A 23,842-nucleotide genomic window follows, 5' to 3' on the forward strand; every position below is an offset into this window, starting at 1 on the left:
TCGGCGGCCAAACCCGCCGTCGTGGGGGCTTCCCGCCCGCCTTGGCGTCGGGCGGGCTGGAAGCCCGCACTACCCCACAGCGCACCTGGGGCCGCGCAACCTCGCTGACAACCGGGGGGGGCCAGGCCTGAGCCAGCCTTGACGCCACCCCCCTGCTTCGACTAAAATCCCATCGTTAGCAGCGCGTTAACATCATGCGCGATTGAGTGTATTCGCGCGCTGTCATTCGTACATGTGTTCGCACCTTCCACTACAGCAATCCAATCAGGCAGCCACCACCCTTGAAAGCGGAAATCGTCTCAGTTGGCACCGAGCTTCTGCTGGGCGAGATCGTTGATACCAATGCCTCAACTCTGTCGCAGAAACTGGCGGAACTGGGGATTGACGTCCACTACCGGCACACGGTGGGGGACAATCACACTCGCCTGACGGAAGTCATAGCGACTGCCCTTGGCCGGGCGGATATTGTCATACTCACGGGTGGCCTCGGCCCCACCGAGGACGACCTCACCCGTGAGGCTATTGCGGCGGCCACCGGGCAGCCTCTGGTTCGTGTCCCCGAGTCCGAGCAGCGTCTCCGCGAGTTCTTCGCCGCGCGGAACCGCCCCCTCGCCGACAGCAACCTCAAGCAGGCTGACGCCCCCGTGGGCGCCGTCCACCTCGAGAACGTGTGCGGCACCGCGCCCGGCATCTTCATGCGCTGGCAGGGCCGGCTGATCTTCGCGGCGCCCGGTCCCCCGACCGAGATGCGCGAGATGGCTCAGCGCAGCATCCTGCCGATCCTGCGGCAGGAACTCGGCGGCGCCCAGCAACTCTTCACGCGGTCGCTGCAGCTCATGGATATCGGCGAGTCGCAGGTCGCCGACATCCTCGGGGACATCATCTCCGCCCAGACCGACCCCACGCTGGCCCTGTACGCCGCCCCGGCCAATGTGCGTATCCGCATGGCCACCAAGGCGCCCGATGAGGCCTCGGCCGAGGCGAAGTTCGCCCCCGTCGAGGCCCGGATCCGCGAGCTGCTCGGCAACCATGTCTTTGGCCTCGACAGCCAGACCATGGCCGAGGTCGTCGAGCAACTCCTGCGCGAGCGCGGGCAGACACTGGCGGTGGCCGAGAGCTGCACGGGCGGCCTGCTGGCCAGCCGCATCACAGACATCTCCGGCGCCTCCGATGTCTTCCTCGCGGGCGTCGTGTCCTACGCCAATGAGGCGAAGACCAGCCTCCTCGGGGTGCCGGCGGAGATCATCGCGGAGCACGGGGCGGTCAGCGAGGAGTGCGCCCGGGCCATGGCGGAAGGCGTACGCCGCGTAGCCGGGGCCGACTATGGCCTGGCCACGACGGGCATCGCCGGGCCGACCGGCGGCACGGACGACAAGCCGGTGGGGCTGGTGTACATGGCCCTGGCCGACGAGCGTGGAACGATTGTGCAGAAGCAGTTCTGGCCGGGCACGCGCGAGCAGTTCAAGCAGCGCGTGTCGCAGATGGTGCTGGGCATGTTGCGCAAGAGGATACTGGGGGTCGAGTAAGGCGAGGCGGTCATGGACCGGAAGCCTGACGACATCCTGCGGCTCTTCTTCGGAGTGCTGTTGCCATCGGACGTGCAGGAGGAGATGGGGGCGCTGCAGCAGCGTCTGGCGGCCTCCGGGGTGCGGGTCAAGTGGGTCGAGCCGCACAACCTGCACGTGACGCTCAAGTTCCTGGGCGAGATGCAGGCCCTGGTGTTGCGTGACCTGAAGCTGCTCGGGCACAAGCTGGCCGCCGAGATGCCCCCCTGGACGGCACGGTTGCAGGGCCTGGGCGCTTTCCCGAAGCTGGCGCGGCCGCAGACCCTATGGGTCGGCCTCGGCGAGGGCGAGGAGCCGATGGCGCACCTGGGCAAGCACCTGAACCAGAAGCTCGAACACGAGATGATCGCCGCGACGGACACGAAGCCCTTCCACCCGCACTGCACATTGGGGCGGGTCAAGCAGGAGACGGGGCTGCGCGGCCTGACTGAGCTGGTCCATCGGGAGATGGAGTTCACCAGCCAGCCTTTCAGGTGCGATCACTTCGAGTTGATGTGCAGTACGCCGTCCGCCGCCGGGCCCACCTACGAAGTGCTGGCGGAGTTCGACCTGGGCACGCGCGGCTGAGCGGCCAGCCCGCTCGGATACTACTCGGGAGGGGAAGACTATGGCAGCCACCGACGGAGACAAGAAGGCCAAGGCCCTGGAGCTGGCCCTGTCTCAGATCCACAAGCAGCACGGCGAGGGCGCCGTCATGCGCCTGGGCGAGCAGCCCAACAAACTGGCCGTGGAGATCATCCCGACCGGCGCGCTCACGTTGGACATTGCGCTGGGCGTGGGCGGCCTGCCCCGCGGCCGCATCGTCGAGATCTACGGCAATGAGGGCTCGGGCAAGACCACTCTGGCACTCAGCGTGCTGGCCGAAGCCCAGAAGCTCGGCGGCACCGTCGCCTTCATTGACGCCGAGCACGCCTTCCCCCGCGAGCTGGCCGAGACGATGGGCCTGAACCTCGATGAACTCCTCGTTTCCCAGCCCGACACCGGCGAGCAGGCGCTGGAGATCACCGACACGCTCGTCCGCAGCGGCGCAGTGGACTGCATCGTGGTGGACTCCGTGGCGGCGCTCGTGCCGGCGGCGGAGTTGCAGGGCGAGATGGGTGACTCGCACGTGGGCCTGCAGGCCCGGCTGATGAGCCAGGCCCTGCGCAAGCTTGGCGGGTCGGTCGCCAACACCCGCAGCGTCGTCATCTTCATCAACCAGATCCGTGAGAAGATCGGCGTCATGTTTGGCAACCCCGAGACCACGCCGGGCGGCCGGGCCCTCAAGTTCTGGTCCTCGGTGCGGCTGGAGCTGCGCCGGGCCGAGTCGCTGAAGGCCGGCACCGACATCATCGGTGGCCGGACGTCGGTCAAGGTCGTCAAGAACAAGGTCGCCCCGCCCTTCAAGAAGGCGGAGTTCGACATCATGTACGGCCAGGGCATCTCCAAGGAAGGCTGCATCCTGGATGAGGCCGTGGCGCGCAACATCGTCACCAAGTCCGGCTCGTGGTTCAACTACGGAGAAGACCGCCTGGGCCAGGGCCGCGAGAATGTGGTCGCCTTCCTGGCCACCACCCCGAGCGTCTGCCGGGAGATCGAGAAGGCCATCCTCGAGCAGGTCGGCATCCAGGCGCCCGAGGCGCCTGCTGACACCACTGCGGCCGACGGGGATAGCACGCTCGGCCTGTCGGAGTAGCGTCGTGCGCCGGACCTGCCTTGTGACCTCAAATGGGAGGGGGTGAGCGTGGCCGAGGAACACGTGATCACCGCACTGTCGCAGGGCCGCAGACGGGGGCGGGTCGCCGTCCTGGTGGATGGCGAGCCGGTGTTGGACTTGCCGAAGGCCTTTGCCGAACAGGTGGGACTAGTCGTCGGGCGTAGCCTCTCGCCCGCAACGCAAGATGAGATCCGCCGGCAGGCGGCACAGCATGAGGCGCGAGTGGTGGCGGTACGGATGCTGGGTCGTCGCGCGCTGACGCAGGCCGAACTGCGTCGGCGTCTGTTCAGCCGTGGGCTGCCCGAGGAGGCGGTTGCGGCCACGGTAGACTGGCTGACGGACCTCGGGTACCTCAACGACGAGCAGTACGCCGAGCGGCGCTGGGAGACGCTCCGCCAGCGTCGGATGGGCACCCAGGGAATCGTGTACACGCTACGACACGAGGGGGTGCCCGGAGAAGTCGCCGACGAGATTCGGTCCCGACAGGATGACTCCGCGCAGGATGAAGCGCTCGCCAGCGAACTGGCCGAGCAGCGCAATGCGGACCTGCAGCGGGTTCCCTGGCCTCAGCGCCGGCAGCGCCTCTACATGTTCCTGGCGCGCCGCGGCTTCGAGGCGCAGACCATCAATACTGTAGTCGGCAGACTGGAACCGGCGGATGACTCGTCCGAGGTGAGTGAAGAGGCATAAACGCGGAGGTGGACGGATGTCCGCTGTTAACATACCCTTGATTGTAGTGACCGCAGTTAGCATCGCTGCCGCAGTAGTCGCCTGGTGGTACTATGGCGCGCGCTCAGCCCAAGCGACGGGGGATCTTCAGGGCAAGATTGACGACGCCGAGAAGCTCCGTGCCCAGTTGCAGAAGACCATTGAGGCCGAACGTCGGGAAGCGCAGCTAGCCGCTAAGGAAGAGATGATCCGCCTCAAGGCGGAAGTGGAGAAAGACAACAAGTCGGCGCGCGTCGAGATTGACCGCGCCAAGAAGCGCCTGGAAGAACGCGAAGACGCTGTCGAGCGCAAGAAACAGGACCTGGACAAGCACGCTCAGAAGCTCGAAGACCGCGAGCGCGGCCTGGAAGCCAAAGAGCAAGAAGCCCTCGACCTCATCAAGGAGCGCCGCCGGGCCCTGGAGCAGGTCGCGCACCTGACCACCCAGGAAGCCAAGGATGCCCTGCTGCACGAAGTGGAGCAGGAGATCGCCGACGAGACGACCGTCATCATCGGCCGCGCCGAGCGCGAGGCCCGCGAAGAGGGCCGCCGTAAGGCCTCCTGGATCATCGGCCAGGCCATCCAGCGCTGTGCCGTCGAGCAGACCACGGAGACCACCGTCTCGGTCGTGCCGCTGCCCAGCGATGAGATGAAGGGCCGCATCATCGGCCGCGAAGGCCGCAACATCCGCGCCTTCGAGCAACTGACGGGCATTGACCTCATCGTGGACGATACCCCCGAGGCCGTCGTGCTCTCGGGCTTCGACCCTGTGCGGCGCGAGACGGCCCGCGTGGCCCTCGAGAGCCTGCTCACCGACGGCCGCATCCACCCGGGCCGCATCGAGGAGACGGTCGAGAAGGCCAAGGAGAACGTCGAGGAGCGCATTAAGGAAGCCGCCGAGAAGGCCTGTTTTGAGACCGGCGTCTCGGGGCTGCACCCGGAGATCATGCGCCTCATCGGCCGTCTGCATTTCCGCACCAGCTACGGACAGAACGTGCTCAACCACTCCATCGAGGTGTCCCACCTGGCCGGCGCCATGGCCGGCGAGTTGGGCGGCCGCGTCGGCATCGCCCGACGCGCGGGCCTGCTGCATGACCTGGGCAAGGCCGTGGACTTCGAGCGCGACGGCTCACACGCGCAGATCGGCGCCGACATCGCCAGCAACCGCGGGGAGCATGGCGTGGTCGTGGAGTCGATCCTGGCCCATCACGAGGAAGTGGAGATCAAGTCCCTGGAGGCGGCGCTGGTGCAGGCCGCCGACGCCATCTCGGCCTCCCGTCCCGGCGCCCGCCGCGAGACGCTGGAGAAGTACCTCAAGCGCCTCGAAGAGCTGGAGACCATCGCCCACAGCTTCGACGGCGTGGACAAGGTCTATGCCATCCAGGCCGGCCGCGAGGTGCGGGTCATCGTCAAGCCGGACAAGATTGACGACCTGTCCGCCCACAAGATGGCCAAGGGCATGGTGGACCGCATCGAGAGCGAGATGGACTACCCCGGACAGATCCGGGTCACGGTCATCCGCGAGACGCGGGCCGTGGAGTACGCCAAGTAAGACAACCGGGTCGTGCTGAGGGGAGTCGGCATGGCTCCCGGTAAGGAGCGTCCGGGCCCGCCGCTTGGCGGGCCCGGTGGTTAGCGGAGATGGTCTGCGGAGGTGCGATGTGAAGATCTGCTTCGTCGGTGACATCGTCGGCCGGCCCGGGCGGCGGGCTCTGGTCCTCGCCCTGCCACAGATCGTGGACAAGCACGGCTGCGAGTTCGTCATCGCCAACGGCGAGAACGCCGCCGCGGGCTTCGGCATCAGCCGCAAGGTGGCCGACGAGATGTTCGCCGCCGGGGTGGATGTGCTTACCAGCGGCAACCACATCTGGGCGGATAAGGAGGCCCCGCAGCTCCTGGCCGAGACCGACCGCATCCTGCGCCCGGCCAACTTCCCCGCCGAGAACCCCGGCTATGGCAGCGGCGTCTACGAGACTCACAACGGCCACACTGTGGCCGTCATCAACCTGATCGGCCGCATCTTCATGGACCCGGCCGACAGCCCCTTCGTGCGCGGTGATGAGGAACTCGCGAAGGTCTCCAGCGCCGACGCCATCATCATGGACGTCCATGCCGAGGCGACCTCGGAGAAGATGGCCCTGGCCCACTACTTCGACGGTCGCGCGTCGGCGGTCATCGGCACCCACACCCATGTCATGACCGCCGATGAGCAGATTCTGCCCGGTGGCACGGCCTACATCACCGACTGCGGGATGACCGGCCCGCCCAACACGATCATCGGCATCGAGAAGGACCTGGCGCTGCGCCGGTTCTTGACCGGCCGGCCCGTCCGCTTCGAGGTGCCCAAGACGGGCCCGGCGATACTGTCGGCGGTAGTAGTGGACGTATCTCTTGACAACAAAGCGGCTCTCGATATACAAAGGATTTCCCTGCACATAACGGAGAGGAACCCGGACCTGGTTGAGTTGTGACCATCGGCATATCTGAAGGGGCTTGAGCGTGGGGTTGGAGCGAAGCAGCCAGCGATTATCAAGCAACACTGTAACCAGTTCGCAGCAGAGCATCAGCATCGTAGCGGCACGGCCGCGTGGGGCGCACGCGGCCAGTGACGTCAGCATCGCAGCATGAAGGGGGCACCTTCGTTGAGTGTCTTGAAGGTCAAGTCAACGTCGGACCCAAACAAGGTCGCGGGGGCGCTGGCCGGCACGATCAGGGAAGTCGGCAAGGCGGAGATGCAGACGATTGGCGCGGGCGCGCTGAATCAGGCCATCAAGTCTCTGGCCATCGCCCGCGGCTTCCTGGCGCCTTCCGGCATTGATCTGGTGTGCTATCCGGCCTTCGTGGACGTAGACATTGATGGCAGCGAGCGCACCGCGATCCGCCTCTTCATCGAGCCGCGTTAGGCGCTACACCAAACAGCTAGAGGCGCTGTCTGCACCGCAGGCAGCGCCTCGTTCTGTGTCCCGGTCCGGGCCGCACTGGGGCAGCCCCTCTACGACAGCCGGCGATACACCAGCACCCTCGTCCCCGGCTGCTCGCGGATCGTGACCCTCAGGCCGGCCGCCAGGTCAGCCCCGCTCCTCTCCCCCATCTCGCCGTCGTCCAAGTCCTCCAGCACATAGGTCGCCGCCTCATCCAGGCCGTGTAGCTGCGCCACGATTGCGGCCTGCGGGCTCTGGGGGCGACGGAAGGCGATGACACAGCCCTCCCCCAGATCGGGCCGGTCGAACTGCCACGCCGCCCACGCCTCGTTGTCCAGGCTGTAGCCCTGCAGCGGAGTGAAGTCGCCGTAGAAGTACGGGCGCAGCCGCTGCTGCTGTTGCATCATCTGCCGCAGCCAGTCCACCGGCGCGAAGTCCACCGCGTCGCGCTCGTAGATGTTGGTGGTGATGACCAACCCCGGGCTCAGGGCGCTGCGGAAGCCGTAGGCATCGAAGCGCTCGCACACCCCGGCCGACAGCGGCACCCACAGCGACAGGCCGTGCGTCTGGCTCTGCAGCCCCACCGGGTCGTAGCCGGGGAAGCACTGGTAGTCGCTGCGCCACAGCGCAACGGAGCGCGAGATCATCTCCAGGTCAATCCGCCGCCCGCCGCTGGAGCAGTTGTCAATCATCAGGCCGGGGTGCCGTTCCAGCAGTTCGTCCCACATCGCGTACAGGCCCTCGATGTGGCGGATCTCACTCATGCCGATGCGGTCAGGCGCGTCCGCCGCCTCCCAGTAGGGGGCCGGATCGGTGTTGAAGTCCTGCCGGTAGCACGTCACCTGCCCGTCGCTGATGAGCCCCGAGAGCAGGTCCGTCATGGCCTGCCGGGCCGCGGGGAGCCCCAGGTTGAACAGGAAGTTCGGCCCGATGGGCCCCAGCAGCCACTCGGGCTGCTCGCGGGTGAAGAAGGTGCCCTCAAAGACCCGCTCTGGCTCCACCCACAGCACGAAGCCCAGGCCCATCTCGCGCAAGGCCTTGCCGACGGGGCCCAGCCCCTCGGGATACGGCCCCTTGTTGGGCCACCAGTTGCCCACGTGCCGTCCCCACTCGCTGTTGAAGACCGTCGAGTCCTCGCGGAACCTCCCGTCGCCATACCAACCCGCGTCAATCCAGAAGTACTCCAGCGGCAGGTCACGCTCGCGCCACCAGCGGGCCTTGGCGACCTGCTGCGCTGCCGTGTTCTCGCCCCAGACGGCGTTGCACACGGGCGCCTGCAGCGGCTCGCCGTTCCTCTGCGGGGTGTAGTGGCGCAGGATCAGGCGCCGCAGCATGTTGTGCCCGTGCAGGCGCTCGCCCTGCCAGAACAGGAGCAGCATCCGCGGGGTACGGATGCTCTCGCCTGGCAGCAGCCGCAGGTGCGTCTTCTGCATTCCGGCGCGCAGGCGCATCCCCTCGGGCTGACGGGCGAACTCCGCCTGCCAGGAGCCAGTCCAGCCGATGGCGCCGATGAGCCCATGGTCGCCCGACTCCAGGTTGAAGAAGGGCAGGCAGTGGTATGACGAACGCCCGAGAGAGGAGTGGATGGTCCGCGTCGGGTGGTTGTAGAAGGTGGCCTGCTGGGGGGCGAAGTCCTCGAGGTCGCAGTCGCTGCCCTTCGCCCAATGCAGCACCGTGTTCGGGCCGAGGTCGGTGAAGACGCAGTCGAGGGGCCGGATGTCACTGAGAACCGGGGTCGGCTCAGGGCCCACGTTGGTCAGGCGCACGACCCACTCCACGGCCGGCAGATCGTCGTAGCAGCGGGCTGAGACCTGCACCTGCAGGCCGCCGGCGGGGTCGGTCCACACCACAGTACGGTCGTGTGAGCCATCGCCGGGGGCCTCGGACTGCTCCACCGACCACCGAGGGAGCAACTCGGCAAGCGGCTGGTCGCCGCACGTACAGGACAGCGGCGGCGGCGCGCCGGCGGCCATGGCGCCCTCGAACCAGGCGCGACATCGGGACATCTCGGCAGCGAGAGGCTGGCTGGACATGTGGAGAGCTCCCCGGGCAGAGTGAAGCGCTTGAAGCGCGTGCTACGGAGCAACGGTGAACGGGATCAGACCGAGCGTCTGCTCGCCGGCTTTGAGCACCACGAACCACTGGCCGCGCGGGAACGCCTCGGTGTCGGTCGGGTAGAAGGTGACGACGAACTCGTCCTTCTCCCTGGCCTCCACCAACGTGCGCCGCTTGGTCTTGGCGTCGTGGTACAGGGTCACAAGCAGTTGCGCCTGCGGCGGCGTCTGCACGGCGCGCACGTACAGGTACACCGTGGAGCTGCCGGCGGGCATGACATCGCTCGGTTCCACGCCCCGGTTGTCCGCCGTGCGGCGGCTACCGACGATGGCTGTCAGCACCGGCGTCTCGAGCTTCCCCCCCTGGCCGGAGGGCGTGCCCTCGGGCACCTGTGGGCGGCCGCCGACGGTCGGGGGCATCGTCCCCGGCATCGTCCCGGGAGTGCCCGGCGTCCCCGTCGTGGGTGGCGGTGTCGTCGTGGTGCCCCCGGTGGGGCCGGGGGGCGGCGTGCCACCCGCCGTCGCGGTCCCGCCGCCCTGGTTCCCTGTCGTCGGAGGGGGTGTTGTGGTGCCCCCGGTGGGGCCGGGGGGCGTCGTGCCGCCCGCCGTCGTGGTCCCGCCGCCCTGATTGCCCGTCGGCGGCGGGGGCGTCGTGGTGCCCCCGGTGGGGCCGGGAGGCGTCGTGCCGCCCGCCGTCGTGGTCCCCCCGCCCTGGTTGCCCGTCGTCGGCGGGGGTGTGCCCCCGCCCCCATTGCCCGACCATGGCGGCGGGGCGGTCGCCCCCTTCTCCACGGCGAAGGGCGGCAGACGCAACGTCAGCGGCTGCGGGTTGGTGAGGCCCGCGCCCTCGCAGGCCAACTGCGGGCAGTTGAGCTCAATCCTGACGAAGCCCAGACCTTCGCCGCCGGTGCCGGTGACCGTGCCATTGCCGCGGAGGTTGCCGACCGCGCCGTCCGCACCCGTGAACGTCCCCGAGACGTCGGCTGTGCCCGTGATGGAGTCGGGCGCCCTGGCGTCGAAGCTGCCATTGACACGGACGGTGAGCTGGTACTTGCCGGCAGCCCGACCACCGGCGGCCAGTTGCGGGCCGGTCTGGTTGGTGGTCGGCAGACCGAGGGTGACGTCACCGGCGATGGCGCCGGCCGGAACGCAGTTGAGCGTGCCGGTCATCACGCGACCGTCGGCCTGCACATCGAGCTTGGCGGTGAAGGCCAGTGCGGCCGAGGCGGTCGCGAGCATCGCGGCCACCATCATGGCTGGCGCCGCCTGCCTCGCTATTGCTGCTGCTCGCCCATGAGCACCTTGAGTTCCGGACATGTGAACACCACCTTGTCGTGGTCGTTCCACGAGAAGAAATGTCTCCTGAGGCTCTCCGCCAGCATGTTGCTCATGTACGGGCTCTTGTCCCCGGGCGAGTTGACGAACACGTTCATCAGCTTGCCGGTCGCCGGGTCTATGGAGATGCGGACGGAGTAGCGAGCGATCTGGCTCGGGTCGCTCCGCGGGCGCGGGACCATCACGAAGGTGTTGGCTTCCTTGCCGCCCACGGCGATGCGGGGTGCTTCCGGCGTGGCCCCGCGCTTGGTGTAGACGTACCAGCCCTGCATCTTCTCATACTGGCCATCGTCAATGAGCTTGTTAACGAAGTTGACGTAGGCTTCCTGGGCCTTCACCAGGTCGCCGCCCGGGTCGCGCATCGTCTTCTCAATGCCCGTGAGGGTCTTCGTGTAGTCAGGCCGGTCGGCCATGGTCTCCGAGACCGACCGGAAGGGCGTCCGATGCCCCGATTTGAGTTCGGTCAGGTGGGTCCAGATGTGGTAGCCCTTCTCGCCCAGGAAGAAGATGGGGTCGCCGACGGTGTCGCCTTCGAGGTTGTAGTACCGCTCCGTCCCGTCGGCTGACTTGCGGATGGCCACCTGCCGGTTCTTGTACACCACGAAGGGAGCGTCCTTGGGCTTTCCCTTGAAGTCCCCGACGATGGCGTACTCGGCGTCGGCCACCTCGACCTTCTCGCCGCCGGCCAGTTGCTTCTGCTGTCGGCCGTTCAACTGGAATGACTTGCCGCCGAACTTCTGGGACACCTCGGGCGGGATCGCCCCCTCATCCACGCCTGCCGCCGGCACCGCTCGGGCGGAGTTCGCCGAGAAGGTGCGGATGCCCTGCAGTCCGAGATTGGCCACGGCGCACAGGTTGGCGACGTGCTGGTCCCAGGTCAGGGGGTTCGTGCCATCCGTACCCATGTGGTAGATGGCGTTGCCCTCGATGCAGGTGCACAGCACCGCGCTGATCCACTTGCCGACATAGGGGATGCAGGTGAGCGCGTTGAGCGCGACCTCGCCCAGGTCGTCGGAGGTGCAGGCCAAGTAGGCGGTGTACAGTAGCCCGCCGGTGGTGTATACGTCGCCGATGCGCAGGGCGGTGGAGACGACGAACCAGGCGTAGTCGTCGGTGATGGCCTCGGTCGTCTGCCAGTAGGGCATGACGAAGGTCGTGATGTCCGCGCCCTTGTACTGGGGCGGCGTCGGCACAGTGTCACTGATGGGGCCGAGCAGCGGGTATGGAGGTTGCTGCCACTGGATCTTGAAGGGGTTGGCGCCGCGCTGGACGATCCAGTCCGCCCACCACCCGAAAGCCTTCAGACGGTTCTTCTGGCCGTCGTTGAGGACCAGGCAGCGGTCAATGTGCGCCCGGATGAGGCCCTGGCACTCCAGCCAGACGCTGGCGGCCATGACGGAAGCCTGCTGGTACGAGAAGGGCCCAGTGGGCGGGGCGAGCGGGTCGAGCGAGGGGGCACTGGCCAGATCACGAGCCGCCTTCAGCTTGGCCCCCAGCAGGTCCAGGTACTTGTCAATCGCGGCGGGGTTGATCGGCGGGTCGGCGGGGAGCTTCTCCTCTGCCTGTGCGCCGTACACCCCCCGGGCGGCGAAGTCCTCGTGTACCCGCCGAGCCATGGCCTTGACCGCCGCCACGCCCTCGCTGATGTAGGCATCATCCTCAGCCTTGCCCAGCGGCAACCCCCGGCGCCATCCCACCTTGAGCTGCACGTTGCCGCACAGAATGCGGGCTTCCGGCTTGAACGTCATGCCGGCATAGCCGGCTCCCGCCGAGGTGGTCATGAACTGCTGGAGCTTCTGCTCCTTTTCATTGTCACGCTTGAGGTACTCGTCGAAGTTGCTCTTGGACGCCTCGGGGCTGAGGAAGATGGTAGTGACGACCGACCACCCGACCTTGCCCTCTGGGGTGTTGAGGGTGTCGTCACTGTAGACCCACCATTCAGGCTGGTTGTGCCATACGTCACCGATGGTGACGCCGTAGTTGGCCATCCACTCCGGCACCCCCACACTGAACCCCATCTCCCGCAGGATCGTCCGGGCCTTATCGGCCTGCTGCCTGGCGTCGTCCTTGCTGATCGTCGCGGGGTCGTCCACGGCCGCGGCCGGGGTCAGGGCGAGGCAGAGCCCTGCCAGCAGTGCCACGGCAAGCTGGCAGAGACAGAACGGGGCACGACGCGGCTGGGCGAGGGCCGGGGTTCGCATCTGTAGCACGCTCCCTGACGGCGGAATGGGCACCTACACATGCGCAAATGGGAGGACGCGCCGCACAGCCCCGGGCCCCCCCCGAGAGCCGTCGGCGACCATCACAGCCTGCTTTGCCGGGCGTCGCGCCCGCACACACCGTCAGGGCGTCCCGAGAGCGCCCAGGAGGGCCTTGAGGTCCGGGCAGGTGAAGATCACCTTGTCGCAGTCGTTCCAGGCATAGAAGTGCTTCTTGAGGCTCTCGGCTAGCATCTCGCTCATGAAGATCTCGGTCGGCTTCTTCGGCGTGATGACGAAGACATTCATGAGCTTCCCGGTCCCCGGGTCAATGGAGATGCGGATCGGGTAGTGCGTCACCTGGCCGGGGTCGGTCGTCGGGCGCGGCACCCGGATGAAGGTGTTCGCCTCTGCATTGCCCACGGGGATGCGCGGCGAAGTCGGCGTGGCGCCCTGCTTGGTGTACTGGTAGAAGCCCTGCATCTTCTCGTATGAGCCATCGTCAATGAGCTTGTTGACGAACCCGATATACGAGTCCTGCGCCGCCTTGAGGTTGCCCTGCGGGTCGCGGAAGGTCTTCTCGACGTCCTTGAGCGTACCCAGGTATTCGGGGCTCTCGTCCATGACACCCTTGACCGAGGGGAAGCCGGTCTTGTGACCACTCTTGATCTCCGTCAGGTGCGACCAGACGTGGTAGCCCCGCTCACCCAGGAAGAAGATCGGGTCTCCCAGCGTGTCGCCGTTGAGGGCGAAGTAGCGCTCGTTGCCGTCCGTGTCCTTCAGGATGGCCACAGTGCGCTTCTCGTAGCCGACGAGCCCCTGGGCGGTCTTCCCCTGGTAGGGGCCGACCACGGCGTAGTCCGCGTCGGCCACCTCCACCTCGAGGCCCCCCGGCAGTTGCTTCTTCTGGCGGGCGCCCAACTGGAAGGACTTCCCGCCAAACCTCTGGGCGACCTCGGGCGGGATGTTGCCGTCGTCAATGCCGGCCGCCGGGTTGGCCCGCGTGGCGTTCGGCCGGAAGGTGCGGTAGGCCTGCAGGCCCGTGAGAGCCACCCCACAGATGTTCGCCGCGTGCTGGTCCCAGGTCAGCGGGTTCGTGCCGTCAGTAGCGAGGCGGTAGACGGCGTTTGCCTCCACGTACGTGCACAGCGCGGCGCCGATCCACTTGCCGATGTGGGGGATGGAGGTGAGCCCTGCCATCGCCACCTCAGCGAGGCTGTTGGAGGTACACGCGAGGTAGGCGGTGTATAGCAGGCCACCGGTGTAGTAGATGTCGCCAAAGCGGAGGGCGGTGGAGGCGGTAGCCCAGGCGTAGTCGTCGGTGATGGCCTCGGTGGTGCCCCAGTAGGGCATGACGAAGGTCGTGATGTCCTCGCCCTTGTACTGCGGCGGCGTCGGCACGGTCTGGGCGATGGGGCCGAATAGCGGGTATGGGGGCTCAGTCCACTGGATGCGGAACGGGTGGGCCCCGCGCTGGACGATGAAGTCCACCCACCAGCCGAAGGCCTTCAGGCGCTGCTTCTGCGCCTCGGTTAGCAGCAGGCGCTTATCTATGTGCGCTCGAATGAGCCCCTGACACTCCAGCCAGACGGTCTGAGCCATCATGGCAGCCTGTTCGTACGAGAAGGGGCCGGTGGGGGGCGCGAGCGGGTCGAGGTTGGGGGCGCTGGCCAGCTCGCGTGAGGCCTTGAGCTTGGCGGCGAGGAGATCCAGGTAGGCGTCTATGGCAGCCGACGGGATGGGCGGGTCGAGGTCACGCGCCGGCCCCGCCACCGCCCGACAGAAGCCCTTGGCCACGAAAGCGTCGTGTACCCGCAGGGCCATCTGCTTGACCGCGGTGAGGCCTTCCTCGCGAGTGGCCTCGATGGCGTTCACGCCCTCCGGGACGCCCTTCTTCCAGCGCAGGCGGAACTCGGTGTTGCCGCAGAGGAACCAGGCGTTGTGGAAGTACATGACGCCGGCGTGTCCCTCGCCGGCGCACGTGGTCATGAACCGCTGTACGTCGTCCTTGCTGTCACTCACGGAGCGCTGGTAGCGGTCGCGTGCGTCCGCCGCCCGCAAGGATACCTGCACCACCACGTCCCACGCCACCTCGCCGACCTTCACGCCCGAGGCGAGGTCACCGGGGCTGGTGGCGTACCAGCTCGGCATCTCGCGCTGTTGCCCGTTGACGGTGAGGGTGAACCTGGGGTACCACTGAGGCGGGCCCATGGGGAAGCCCAGGGGTTTGAGGATGTCGCAGGCCGCGACGACTTGCTGCCGGGCCTCGTCCTTGGTCAGATCGGCGGCGTCGGCCGGCGGCAGCCCACCCACAATGTACAGCACCAGAGCCAAGACGAGTACGTTCGGACGATGGTCACACATTCGCGATACACCCCCAGGCGGCGGAATGGGTACCACACTGGCGAAGCGCGGGATACCGCCTAGCCGCCCCTGAACCCCGGGTGGCGGCCGGCAACCATCGGGACCTGCACTTGCTGAGCGTCGCGCTGGATGCTCAGGGTGATCGTCTCGCCGATCTTGCGCTTGAGGATCTCGTCGCGCAACTGGTCCGGGCCCTGCACCTTGGCGCCGTTGACGGCCAGCACGACGTCACGGGGGCGCACCCCGGCGCGAAAGGCCGGGCTGTTGCGGTCCAGGCCCGCCACCAGCACGCCCGCGGGCGTGGACAGCCCGAAGTACTGCGCCAGGCCCGGACTGTTGGCGATCATGCCCTCTTCTTCCAGGCCGATGTAGGGCCCTCCGTACGTCAGGTAGTACAGCACACGCTTGGCGGAGTTGATCGGGATGGCGAAGCCGATGCCGACGGTGGCGCCGGTCGGGGAGAAGATCATGTAGTTGATGCCCACGACCTGGCCCGCCAGGTTGATGAGTGGCCCGCCGCTGTTGCCCGTGTTGATGGCCGCGTCGGTCTGGATGACGTTCTGGTAGCGGTCGCGGGATACCGAGCGGTAGCCCATGGCGCTGACGACGCCCACGGTCACCGTGTGCTCGTAGTCATACGGGTTGCCGATGGCGATGGCCCATTCGCCGACCTGAAGCTTGTCGCTGTCGCCCAGCGTGGCGCTGCGCAGGTCGCTCGGGGGATTGACCAGCTCGATGACGGCGATGTCCGAGACGTCGCTGGCGCCAGCCAGGCGGCCCTGCATCTCGCGGCCGTCGGTGAGCTTGACGACCAACTTGTCGGCGCCGCCGGCGACGTGGTTGTTGGTGAGCACCAACTGCCGCCCCCCGTGGTTGAAGACGAAGCCGGAGCCGATGGCGACCTGCTCCTGGGGCTGGCCGCCAAAGAGGTAGTGCATGGGGTCCATCGGCGCGGCCTGGGCGGCAATGACCTTCACGACCGAAGGACCGGCCGTCTTGACCGCGCGCACGATGGCGCTACTCTCGCTCTGGACTTCGAGCTTCGAGGTGGGACCGGAGGCAGGCAGCGGCTCAGTGACCGTCACGCGCGGCGCCGCGCGCCGGCTGACGAGATACCCCCCCAGGCCGCCGCCGATCAGCCCGAATACCAGGGCAATCAGGACGACGCACCCCACACCCGCACCTCGCCTGTCCATGAGCCACCTCGCTGAAGGCAAAGAGAGAAGACAGAAGAGAGAAGAGGGAAGACGGAACGGGAAAGGGACGACGGAGGCCGTCAGCGCTCGTGCGCCACTGACCGGCCGGGCCGGTTGCCTGTCTCGTCAGTCCTCCTACGCGCCGAGGCGCTTGAGCAGGTTGGCCATCTCGATGGCGGCCAGGGCCGCTTCGGCGCCGCGGTTGGACAGCTTGACACCGGCGCGCTCGATGGCCTGCTCGATCGTGTCGGTCGTGATGACCCCGAAGATGATCGGCACGCCGGTCTGCAGCATCGTCTGGCCGATGCCCTTGGCCGACTCGCCGGCGACATAGTCAAAGTGGGGCGTGCCGCCGCGGATGACCGCGCCCAGGGCAATGACGGCGTCGTACTTGCCGCTCTCAGCCAGCTTCTTGGCGACCAGGGGGATCTCAAAAGCCCCCGGGACCCAGAAGTTGTCGACGTTGTCGAGGCTGCCGCCATGGCGCGCGATGGCGTCATGCGCCCCGTCGAGCAAGCGGCGGGTGATGAGATCGTTGAAGCGGCTGATGACGATGCCGAACTTCAGTCCGGCAGCTTCGAGTGTGCCCTCGTAGTTGCTCATGTCGTGATGTCCTTCCCCGTTGGGCTCATGCGGGCGCCACTGCCCCGCCGTCCGCCTCAGGATGTACGTGCCGTGCCGGTCCGTCTACGCCCCAGCCTTCCCCGCCTCACCGTTCCCCGTTTCCGCCTCTCCCGTTCCCGCCGTCTCCGTCAACAGGTGCCCCATCTTGTCCCGCTTGGTCAGCAAGTACCGCAGGTTGTACTCATTGCTCGGGCATTCCAGCGGCACGCGCTCGACGACCTCCAGCCCGTAGCCCGCCATGGCGGCGTACTTCTTGGGGTTGTTGGTCATCAGGCGCATCTTCGTGAGGCCCAGGTCGGCCAGCACCTGCGCCCCCAGGCCGTAGTCCCGCAGGTCCGGCGGGAAGCCGAGGGCCTCGTTGGCCTCGACCGTATCCAGCCCCTCCTCCTGCAGGTGGTAGGCCCGTATCTTGTTCGCCAGACCGATGCCCCGTCCCTCGTGGCTGGGGATGTAGACGACGACTCCACAGCCCGCTTCGGCGATCATCGTCAGCGCCACCGAGAGCTGCCAGCCGCAATCGCACTTGCGCGAGCCCAGGATGTCTCCGGTCACACAGCCGGAGTGGACGCGCACCAGCGGAGCCTCGCACGTCGCCGGGTCGCCCTTGACGATCGCCACATAGTCGGCGCCGTCCAGGACGCTGGTGTAGATGATGATGTCGAAATCGCCGAAAACGGTGGGCAGGAAGGCCTGTGCCTGGCGTTCCACGAGGCGCTCGCCGCGGCGCCGCACGCGGATGACGTCGGCGATGGAGACCATCGGCAGGTCGTGGCGGTCGGCGAACTCGCGCAGCTCCGCCAGGTGGGCCGGCTCGCCGGTGTCAGTCAGGACGCGGCAGGTTACCCCCGCGGGATACAGGCCGGCCAGCCGCGTGAGGTCCACGGCGGCCTCGGTATGCGCGGCCCGCACAAGCGTGCCGCCCGGCGCCGCCCGGATGGGCAACACATGGCCCGGCCGCAGCAGGTCGCGCGGGGTCGTCTCCTCGGCGACCAGGGCGCGGATGGTCGTGGCCTTGCCGGCCGCGCTGTCATCGCCCCCCGCGCGGGCGTCCACCGACACGGCGAAGGCGGCGCGCTCACCGTCGTCGTCCCAACTGTCGGAGACCATCGGCGGCAGGTCAAGCTCCGTCAGGCGCTCGGCCGTCAGCGCCACGGCCATCGTGCCGCGCGCCTGGAGCATCATGAAGTTGAGCTGCTCGGCCGAAGCGGCCCCGGCGGAGAGCAGCAGATCACCGGTCGTGTCGGGCTCGTCGTCGTCTATGACGATGACGAACCCGCCGTCGCGGAGCGTGCTCAGGATGTGGTCGAGATCGGTAGTCATGGTGATAGAAGGAAACGAATCAACCGCGTCCCACCCCCTACCCCCTCCCTAAGGGGGGGGGCCATGTACGCCCGGTTGGCGGATGCCCCGGCCCCGTCGTCGCAGCGGATGCCCCGATCGCGTCGTCGAAACCAGTAGCCAGTCTGACTGATCCCCCTCCCTTCAGGGAGGGGGTAGGGGGTGGGACGCCGTCAGAACCCGTGTTGCCGCAGGAACTCCTCGGTAATGCCCTGGCTCTCCAAGCCCATGGCCCGGCGCACGTACTTGGCGAGGATATCTACCTCGATGTTCACGCGCGCACCCGGCGCCATGTCCGCCAATGTCGTGTGGGCGAGCGTGTGCGGGATGATCGCCACACTGAAGGTGCTGCCCGTGATCCGCGTCACGGTGAGGCTGACGCCGTCCACGGCCACGCTGCCCTTCTCGGCCACATACAGCGCCTGGTCGTCGGGCAGGTCGAAGCTGAACTCCGTCGTCTCGCCAACGGGCGTGCGTCCGGTGCAGACACCGACGCAGTCCACGTGTCCCTGCACGACATGACCGCCCAGGCGGGCGCCGGCCTGCAGAGCCTGCTCGAGGTTCACCCGTTGCCCGCGCTCCCAGTCCCCGGCCGTCGTGCGGGAGACTGTCTCGGCCCCGGCGTGGCAGGCGAAGGTCCCACTGCCGAGGGTGACGACGGTCAGGCAGGTGCCGCTGACAGCGATGCTGTCGCCGATCTGAGCGGCGGCGGCAATCCCCGGGGCGCGCACGGTCACATCACGCCCGGTGGCGGTGGCGCGGACGCTCTCGATCTCGCCGACTTCCTCGATCAGCCCGGTGAACATGGGTATGCCGTTACCAACAGGTCATTGCCGACACGCCGCGGCGTCCCCTGCCGCAGTTCCACTGCCAGGGCCTCGTCCATCCGCTCCAGGCCCAGCGGGCCAATCCCCGACAGGCCCTCGGCTCCGACGAGCTTCGGGGCGTAGAACAGTCGGTACTTGTCGGCGAGCCGGGCCTTGACCAGTCCTGCCGCCAGCTCGGGGCCGCCCTCGCACAGGATGCTCATCACGTCCCGCTGTCCCAGGTGTGCCATCAGGGCTGCCAGGCTTACGTGCTGCCCCGTGGCGGGCAGCTCGATCACCTCGACCCCGGCCTCCCGCAGCGCCCGCACACGGCGCTCCGGCGCCCCTTCGGACACCGCAATGAGGCATCCGCCCGGCCCGGTCACTACCCGGGAGCGGGGTGGGGTCACGGCCCGGCTATCGGCGATCACCCGGAGCGGCTGGCGGCCATCGCGCGGGGCGGGGCGGACGGTCAACTGCGGATCGTCCGCCAGCACGGTCCCGACGCCCACGAGCACGGCATCGCTCTCGTTCCGCCAGCCATGGACCAGCGCCCGGGACTGCTCGCCCGTGATCCAGCGCGAGTCGCCGCTCGCGGTCGCGACCTTGCCATCCAGCGTCAGGGCCAGCTTCACCGTCACGAACGGTCGGCCGGTCGTCTTGTGCTTCACGTACGGCTCGTAGTGCTCGGCGATCCGCCCGCGGAGCAGCTCCTGCTCAACGACGAGGCCCGCCTGCCGCAGCATCTCCGCCCCGCCCCCTGCGCAGCGCGGGTCCGGGTCGGTCAAGCCGTAGACCACCCGCCGGATGCCGGCGGCGATGATGGCGTCGGTACACGGCGGCGTGCGACCCTGGTGGCAGCACGGCTCCAGGGTGCAGTACAGCGTCGCCCCCCGCGCGCTCTCCCCCGCCTCGCCCAGGGCCAGCGGCTCGGCATGGGGCTCCCCGGCCCTCCGGTGCCAGCCGCGCCCCAGGAGGGTCCCGTCGGGGCCAACAACGACAGCGCCAACCGGGGGGTTGGGGGAGGTGCGGCCCAGGCCCCGGCGTGCCAGCCGGCAGGCGCTACTCATCCAGCGGGAATCACTCACGGGCCGTCATGCTCGTCCGGTTTGCTCCGCAACTGCTGCTCCAAGCCCGCCAGGTTGCGGTACAACTCCGCTTGACGCTGGTGCTGGGCGCGCGCCACCTGGCGCAGGTCGAGCCACGCCAGGACGATCACCGCCAGCGGCAGCACCGTCAGCAGCCCCCAGAATCCCAGCGCCAGAAGCGGGTCGGTGAACGGCCTGACGGCGGCATAGAACACCAGGCCGATGGTCACCAGAAGCAGCACCCCCGTGACCATGCGCATGGCGAACTGGCGCCCGTTGATCAGGTGCCGCCCCCGGGCGTACGACAGGGCCTGATAGACCATGCCGATGGCGATGGCCACGGCCGCGCAGACAAAGATGACGCCGACCGGATAACTCATGTTGGCGCTCTGGAGCCTCGATGGAGGATGATAGCACAAGGGCACCGGACCTGCAACGTTGGCGGCCATGGGGGAGGGCTGCACAGAACATCTGATCGGGGAAGGAGTTAGCTGCACGTGAGACGAAGATAGGGTATGGTAAGTCCGTCGCACCGAAAGGAGCAGGTCAGATGCGAAGAGGGGCAATGCCGGCTCGATGGATCGGGCTGCTGGCAGTCGCCATCCTGCCGATCCTGGCGCAAGGGGTGGCGCCGGCGCAGTCCGTTGTCATCAACGGAGTGCCGCTGGTGACGTCGCGCACGCCGGTGACGATGGGAGGCAGCATGCTGCTGCCCATGCGTGACGTGTTCGAAGCGCTGCAGTCCGAGGTCAAGTGGTTCGCCAGTGAGCAGAAGGTCATGGCCATCCGCGGCCAGACCACCATTGAGCTATGGTTGGGCCGCACCATGGCCACGATCAATGGCACTCCCATGCAGCTCCCGGTCGCACCGACGCTTGTGAACGGGAGCACCTACGTGCCGCTGCGTTTCCCGGCCGAGGCCTTCGGCGGACAGATCGAGTGGCAGGCGGCGACCCGCACCGCTCTGATCACCATCCCGCCTCTCGGCGAGACACCGACGACGCCAGCCACGCCGACCACGCCAACTACACCGACGACGCCTGAGGTCCCCGTGACGCCGCCGGCGACGCCACAACCCGTGCTGGTTGAGGGCACGCTGGTGCAGGTGATCCCCAATCCGGCCAGCATCGTCGTTACGACCAGTGGCACCGGGCTGGCCCAGGCTATCCCGATCGGGGCCGCCACGGTCCTGACGCGCCATGCCGACGGTCAGCCGGCGCAGCCGGCGACGCTCCAGCAGGCCGAGGCGGGCGACTACGCTCAGGCATCCCTCGACGCCAACGGTGTCGCCCAGACCGTGGACCTCACGTACGGCGAGGCCCTGGGGTTCATCGCCGGCATCTCCGAGAACAGCATCCTGCTCAAGGACAACAAGGTCTACGGCCTGAGCCCCACGATCAGAGTAGTGGACCAGGCCGACAGGACGGTGGCTCTCTCGGACGTGCCCAACGGTGCGGCCGTGAGGCTGCGCTACCAGCCGAGCTCGCGCATGGTCTACGGCATGAAGGTGACCATGCCGGCACAGCCGGCGGTGACGCCCACGACGGCCAAGCCGCAGATCATCTTGCTCGGCGTCCTCAATGACAGCCCCCTGTTCAAGGCGAGTGACGTGATCCGCGTGCAGATGCAGGGCACGCCCCGCGGCGTCGCCAAAGCGTCACTGGGTGACGTCTTCCACGACCTGCCTCTCGTGGAGGCGGAAGAGGGCAACTACCGCGCCGACTTCAGCGTCCCCGCAGGGGTGAACGCGGCCAACGTCAGCCTGGTAGGCAATCTGACCGTCAACGGTGTGGCCGCGACGCCCGTTACCAGCGCGGTGCTGCTCACGGTTGACACGGCCCTCCCCGTCATCAAGGGCATGGCGCCGGCGGACGCGTCCACGATCCACACCCAGGACACCACCATCGCGGCGAGGTTCGACACCGGCGGCGGCACTGCGATCAACCCGGCCTCGGTCCAGATGCTGGTCAACGGGACCAGGGCCCAGGGCCTCAGTGTGGCCCAGGACGGTGTCACGTATGAGGCACACGGCCTGGCCCTGGGCAACGTGCGGGTGCAGGTGGTCGCGGCCGACATGGCCCGCAACACAACCGCGCGCGTATGGAACTTCACGGTCGGCCCCGCCGACCCGATCATCACTCGCGCCTGGCATGACGCCAAGACCGTGCTGACCCAGGGCAATGTGCTCTCGGTGTTCATGTTCGTCCGCGAGGCCGGGGGTGTCGCCACGTACGACATCGGCAACCTGCGCAAGGGCCTGCCGATGAAGCGCGGTGGCACCACACTGGGGTACTTCGGCACCTACACCGTCGCGGCGGGCGACCGGTTGGAGGCCGGCACCATCACCGTGCACTACCGTGATCCGGCAGGGCAGCAGGCCAACATGGACATCCCCAACAAGGTGGACATCAACACCGCTCTGCCCACCGCCCTGAAGATCACCGCCCCGGCTAACGGCAGCAAGGTCGGCAACACGATCGTCGTCAGCGGCGAGGCGCCGCAGGCCAGCCGCGTGCGCGTGACCATCACCTACACCGCGCTCACGATCGTGACCGGACAGCTCTGGCAGGGCATCGTCACCCCGAACGATCAGGGGGTCTGGACCACCCAGGGCGTGGCCAGCAGCACCGGCTTGCTGGGCAAGGCCGATGAGTACACCATCAAGGCCGAACAGCTTGATGCGACCAACACCGTCCTGGCGACAGTGCAGATCAAGCTGGTCAAGTAGCCCACACGGCGCACGTCCAGACAAACACGAAACCGGGACAGGCAAGAGCCTGTCCCGGTTTGCTTGCGGGGGGAGAGCTACAGCGTCTCGACGTTCCGTAGCACCGTTTCCAGCACGCCGGCGCAGTAGCCGCAGCGGTGGCACTGGCGATCGCAGGTGGAGGTCTGCGCGAACCAGTCGTCGGGGAAGCGCGTGTTGTCCACGATGTACGGGGCGAAGGCCGGGCCGTAGCCGGGCTCGAACAGGTCCAGCAGGTTGCCCTGGTAGCGCCCCGCAACATAGGCCGCGATCACAGCCTCGGGCCGGGCGTGCATCCGGGTAGCCAGCTTCACGACCGGGAACAGCTCGTCGTAGTGATGCAGGTCCTCGGGGCGGATCCAGGTGCTCTGCAGCACCACCGGCCAGTGCGCCCGGTCGGACAGGTAGTTCCAGCACATGTGCGGCCGGAAGCCCTCCATCCGCACCGACTCGTCCACTTCGGCCTCGTGGGCGACGAGGTTGTCATGGAAGCTCTGGCCCGAGCAGAACGCCAGGCAGCCGCTGTTGGCGAGCATGATGAGCTTCTTGCCCGCCTCGTCGGCCCAGGCCTTTAGCTCGCGCACATACGCCATGTTGCGCTGCATGTCGCGCTGGATGTGGAAGCTGTCGAACAGGTGGCTGACAAGCTGCATGCCCTGCACGGTGCCGATGCGCATGTTGACCGAGGCGCGCACCTCAATATGCGGGTAGGCCTGCTTGACGATCCAGGCGATGGCGGGAGAGGTGGTCGTGACGATGTCCAGGCCGACCAACTCGCCCAGGTAGTCCAGGACGGAGACGACCTGGTTCTGCAGGTACTGGCTGGCGGCGCGGCCGCCGTAGCAGTTGGCGTTGAAGAGCAGGTCGAGCTTCACGCCCAGGTCGCGCAGGGCCAGCAGATCCTCCTCGAGTTGGCGCTGGCCGCCCCAGTCCACATAGCCCCGGCGCTCGGTCAGCGCCGCGCGCCCCGAGGGCATGCTTCCCCACGGGAAGTAGACCTCGGCGATGTGGTCGCGGTAGCGCGCAGCGACTTCGGCGAACGAAGGGTCGCCCGGTTCGGGCATCTGGTAACCGACGGCAAAACGCATGAGGGGTTCTCCTACGGTCTGTGCGGGCAGCGGAAGGCGAACGGCACGGCTCTGCCGTTGGTCTCGGTTCGTCTCCCTTGTGCTGCGTTGGGACGGGCCCGACAGGAGTGTCGGG

Annotated in this window: 19 protein-coding genes; 8 read left to right on the forward strand and 11 right to left on the reverse strand. The window is 67.7% G+C overall.

What is annotated here, in order from left to right:
- Positions 1 to 281: 281 nt before the first annotated feature.
- The 7 genes from LLH23_10340 to LLH23_10370 all read left to right on the forward strand — a co-directional run bounded on the left by LLH23_10340 (position 282) and on the right by LLH23_10370 (position 6,872).
- Complete coding sequence (locus LLH23_10340) at positions 282 to 1,526, forward strand: competence/damage-inducible protein A (GenBank protein MCE5238876.1); 1,245 nt, start codon at positions 282 to 284, stop codon at positions 1,524 to 1,526.
- A gap of 12 nt (positions 1,527 to 1,538) precedes the next feature.
- Positions 1,539 to 2,132 carry an RNA 2',3'-cyclic phosphodiesterase gene (gene thpR / locus LLH23_10345; protein MCE5238877.1) on the forward strand — a complete coding sequence of 198 codons (594 nt, stop codon included), beginning with the start codon at positions 1,539 to 1,541 and terminating at the stop codon, positions 2,130 to 2,132.
- A 40-nt stretch (positions 2,133 to 2,172) separates the two neighbouring features.
- Entirely contained in the window at positions 2,173 to 3,240 is a 1,068-nt protein-coding gene (gene recA / locus LLH23_10350) for a recombinase RecA (GenBank protein ID MCE5238878.1), read from the forward strand.
- Between the two features lie 48 nt (positions 3,241 to 3,288).
- The gene (locus tag LLH23_10355) at positions 3,289 to 3,951 is read left to right on the forward strand and encodes a recombination regulator RecX (protein ID MCE5238879.1); all 663 of its coding nucleotides are present in this window, start codon (positions 3,289 to 3,291) and stop codon (positions 3,949 to 3,951) included.
- Between the two features lie 16 nt (positions 3,952 to 3,967).
- Positions 3,968 to 5,521: a ribonuclease Y gene (gene rny / locus LLH23_10360; GenBank protein MCE5238880.1), complete on the forward strand. Its 1,554-nt coding sequence runs from the start codon at positions 3,968 to 3,970 to the stop codon at positions 5,519 to 5,521.
- Positions 5,522 to 5,630: 109 nt separating this feature from the next.
- A complete protein-coding gene (locus LLH23_10365; GenBank protein ID MCE5238881.1) occupies positions 5,631 to 6,440 on the forward strand; it encodes a TIGR00282 family metallophosphoesterase in 810 nt (269 codons plus the stop codon).
- A 171-nt stretch (positions 6,441 to 6,611) separates the two neighbouring features.
- Entirely contained in the window at positions 6,612 to 6,872 is a 261-nt protein-coding gene (locus LLH23_10370) for a stage V sporulation protein S (GenBank protein MCE5238882.1), read from the forward strand.
- Between the two features lie 89 nt (positions 6,873 to 6,961).
- On the opposite strand, the gene LLH23_10375 is transcribed toward LLH23_10370, so the two are convergent.
- The 10 genes from LLH23_10375 to LLH23_10420 form a co-directional block, all read right to left on the reverse strand.
- Positions 6,962 to 8,923 carry an alpha-galactosidase gene (locus LLH23_10375; protein ID MCE5238883.1) on the reverse strand — a complete coding sequence of 654 codons (1,962 nt, stop codon included), beginning with the start codon at positions 8,921 to 8,923 and terminating at the stop codon, positions 6,962 to 6,964.
- Positions 8,924 to 8,965: 42 nt separating this feature from the next.
- Positions 8,966 to 10,198 (reverse strand): hypothetical protein, encoded by a 1,233-nt coding sequence (locus LLH23_10380; protein MCE5238884.1) that lies wholly within the window; start codon positions 10,196 to 10,198, stop codon positions 8,966 to 8,968.
- Positions 10,199 to 10,218: 20 nt separating this feature from the next.
- A complete protein-coding gene (locus tag LLH23_10385; protein ID MCE5238885.1) occupies positions 10,219 to 12,480 on the reverse strand; it encodes a hypothetical protein in 2,262 nt (753 codons plus the stop codon).
- A gap of 141 nt (positions 12,481 to 12,621) precedes the next feature.
- Positions 12,622 to 14,841, reverse strand: a complete 2,220-nt coding sequence (locus tag LLH23_10390) for a hypothetical protein (GenBank protein ID MCE5238886.1) — start codon at positions 14,839 to 14,841, stop codon at positions 12,622 to 12,624.
- A 59-nt stretch (positions 14,842 to 14,900) separates the two neighbouring features.
- Positions 14,901 to 16,037 (reverse strand): trypsin-like peptidase domain-containing protein, encoded by a 1,137-nt coding sequence (locus LLH23_10395; GenBank protein MCE5238887.1) that lies wholly within the window; start codon positions 16,035 to 16,037, stop codon positions 14,901 to 14,903.
- 135 nt (positions 16,038 to 16,172) lie between these two features.
- Positions 16,173 to 16,640 (reverse strand): 6,7-dimethyl-8-ribityllumazine synthase, encoded by a 468-nt coding sequence (gene ribE, locus LLH23_10400; GenBank protein ID MCE5238888.1) that lies wholly within the window; start codon positions 16,638 to 16,640, stop codon positions 16,173 to 16,175.
- 84 nt (positions 16,641 to 16,724) lie between these two features.
- The gene (gene ribA / locus LLH23_10405) at positions 16,725 to 17,981 is read right to left on the reverse strand and encodes a GTP cyclohydrolase II (GenBank protein MCE5238889.1); all 1,257 of its coding nucleotides are present in this window, start codon (positions 17,979 to 17,981) and stop codon (positions 16,725 to 16,727) included.
- 191 nt (positions 17,982 to 18,172) lie between these two features.
- On the reverse strand, positions 18,173 to 18,805 hold the full coding sequence (locus tag LLH23_10410; protein ID MCE5238890.1) for a riboflavin synthase: 633 nt from the start codon (positions 18,803 to 18,805) through the stop codon (positions 18,173 to 18,175).
- Complete coding sequence (ribD, locus tag LLH23_10415; protein MCE5238891.1) at positions 18,790 to 19,875, reverse strand: bifunctional diaminohydroxyphosphoribosylaminopyrimidine deaminase/5-amino-6-(5-phosphoribosylamino)uracil reductase RibD; 1,086 nt, start codon at positions 19,873 to 19,875, stop codon at positions 18,790 to 18,792. The genes LLH23_10410 and ribD overlap by 16 nt, the downstream gene beginning before the upstream one ends.
- 14 nt (positions 19,876 to 19,889) lie before the next feature.
- On the reverse strand, positions 19,890 to 20,273 hold the full coding sequence (locus LLH23_10420) for a hypothetical protein (GenBank protein ID MCE5238892.1): 384 nt from the start codon (positions 20,271 to 20,273) through the stop codon (positions 19,890 to 19,892).
- 185 nt (positions 20,274 to 20,458) lie between these two features.
- Between LLH23_10420 and LLH23_10425 the strand changes: the two genes are divergently transcribed.
- The gene (locus LLH23_10425; GenBank protein ID MCE5238893.1) at positions 20,459 to 22,621 is read left to right on the forward strand and encodes a copper amine oxidase N-terminal domain-containing protein; all 2,163 of its coding nucleotides are present in this window, start codon (positions 20,459 to 20,461) and stop codon (positions 22,619 to 22,621) included.
- Positions 22,622 to 22,698: 77 nt separating this feature from the next.
- On the opposite strand, the gene LLH23_10430 is transcribed toward LLH23_10425, so the two are convergent.
- Positions 22,699 to 23,727 (reverse strand): hypothetical protein, encoded by a 1,029-nt coding sequence (locus LLH23_10430; GenBank protein MCE5238894.1) that lies wholly within the window; start codon positions 23,725 to 23,727, stop codon positions 22,699 to 22,701.
- Between the last annotated feature and the right edge of the window lie 115 nt (positions 23,728 to 23,842).

Source organism: bacterium (assembly GCA_021372615.1).
Lineage (GTDB): Bacteria > Armatimonadota > Zipacnadia > Zipacnadales > UBA11051 > JAJFUB01.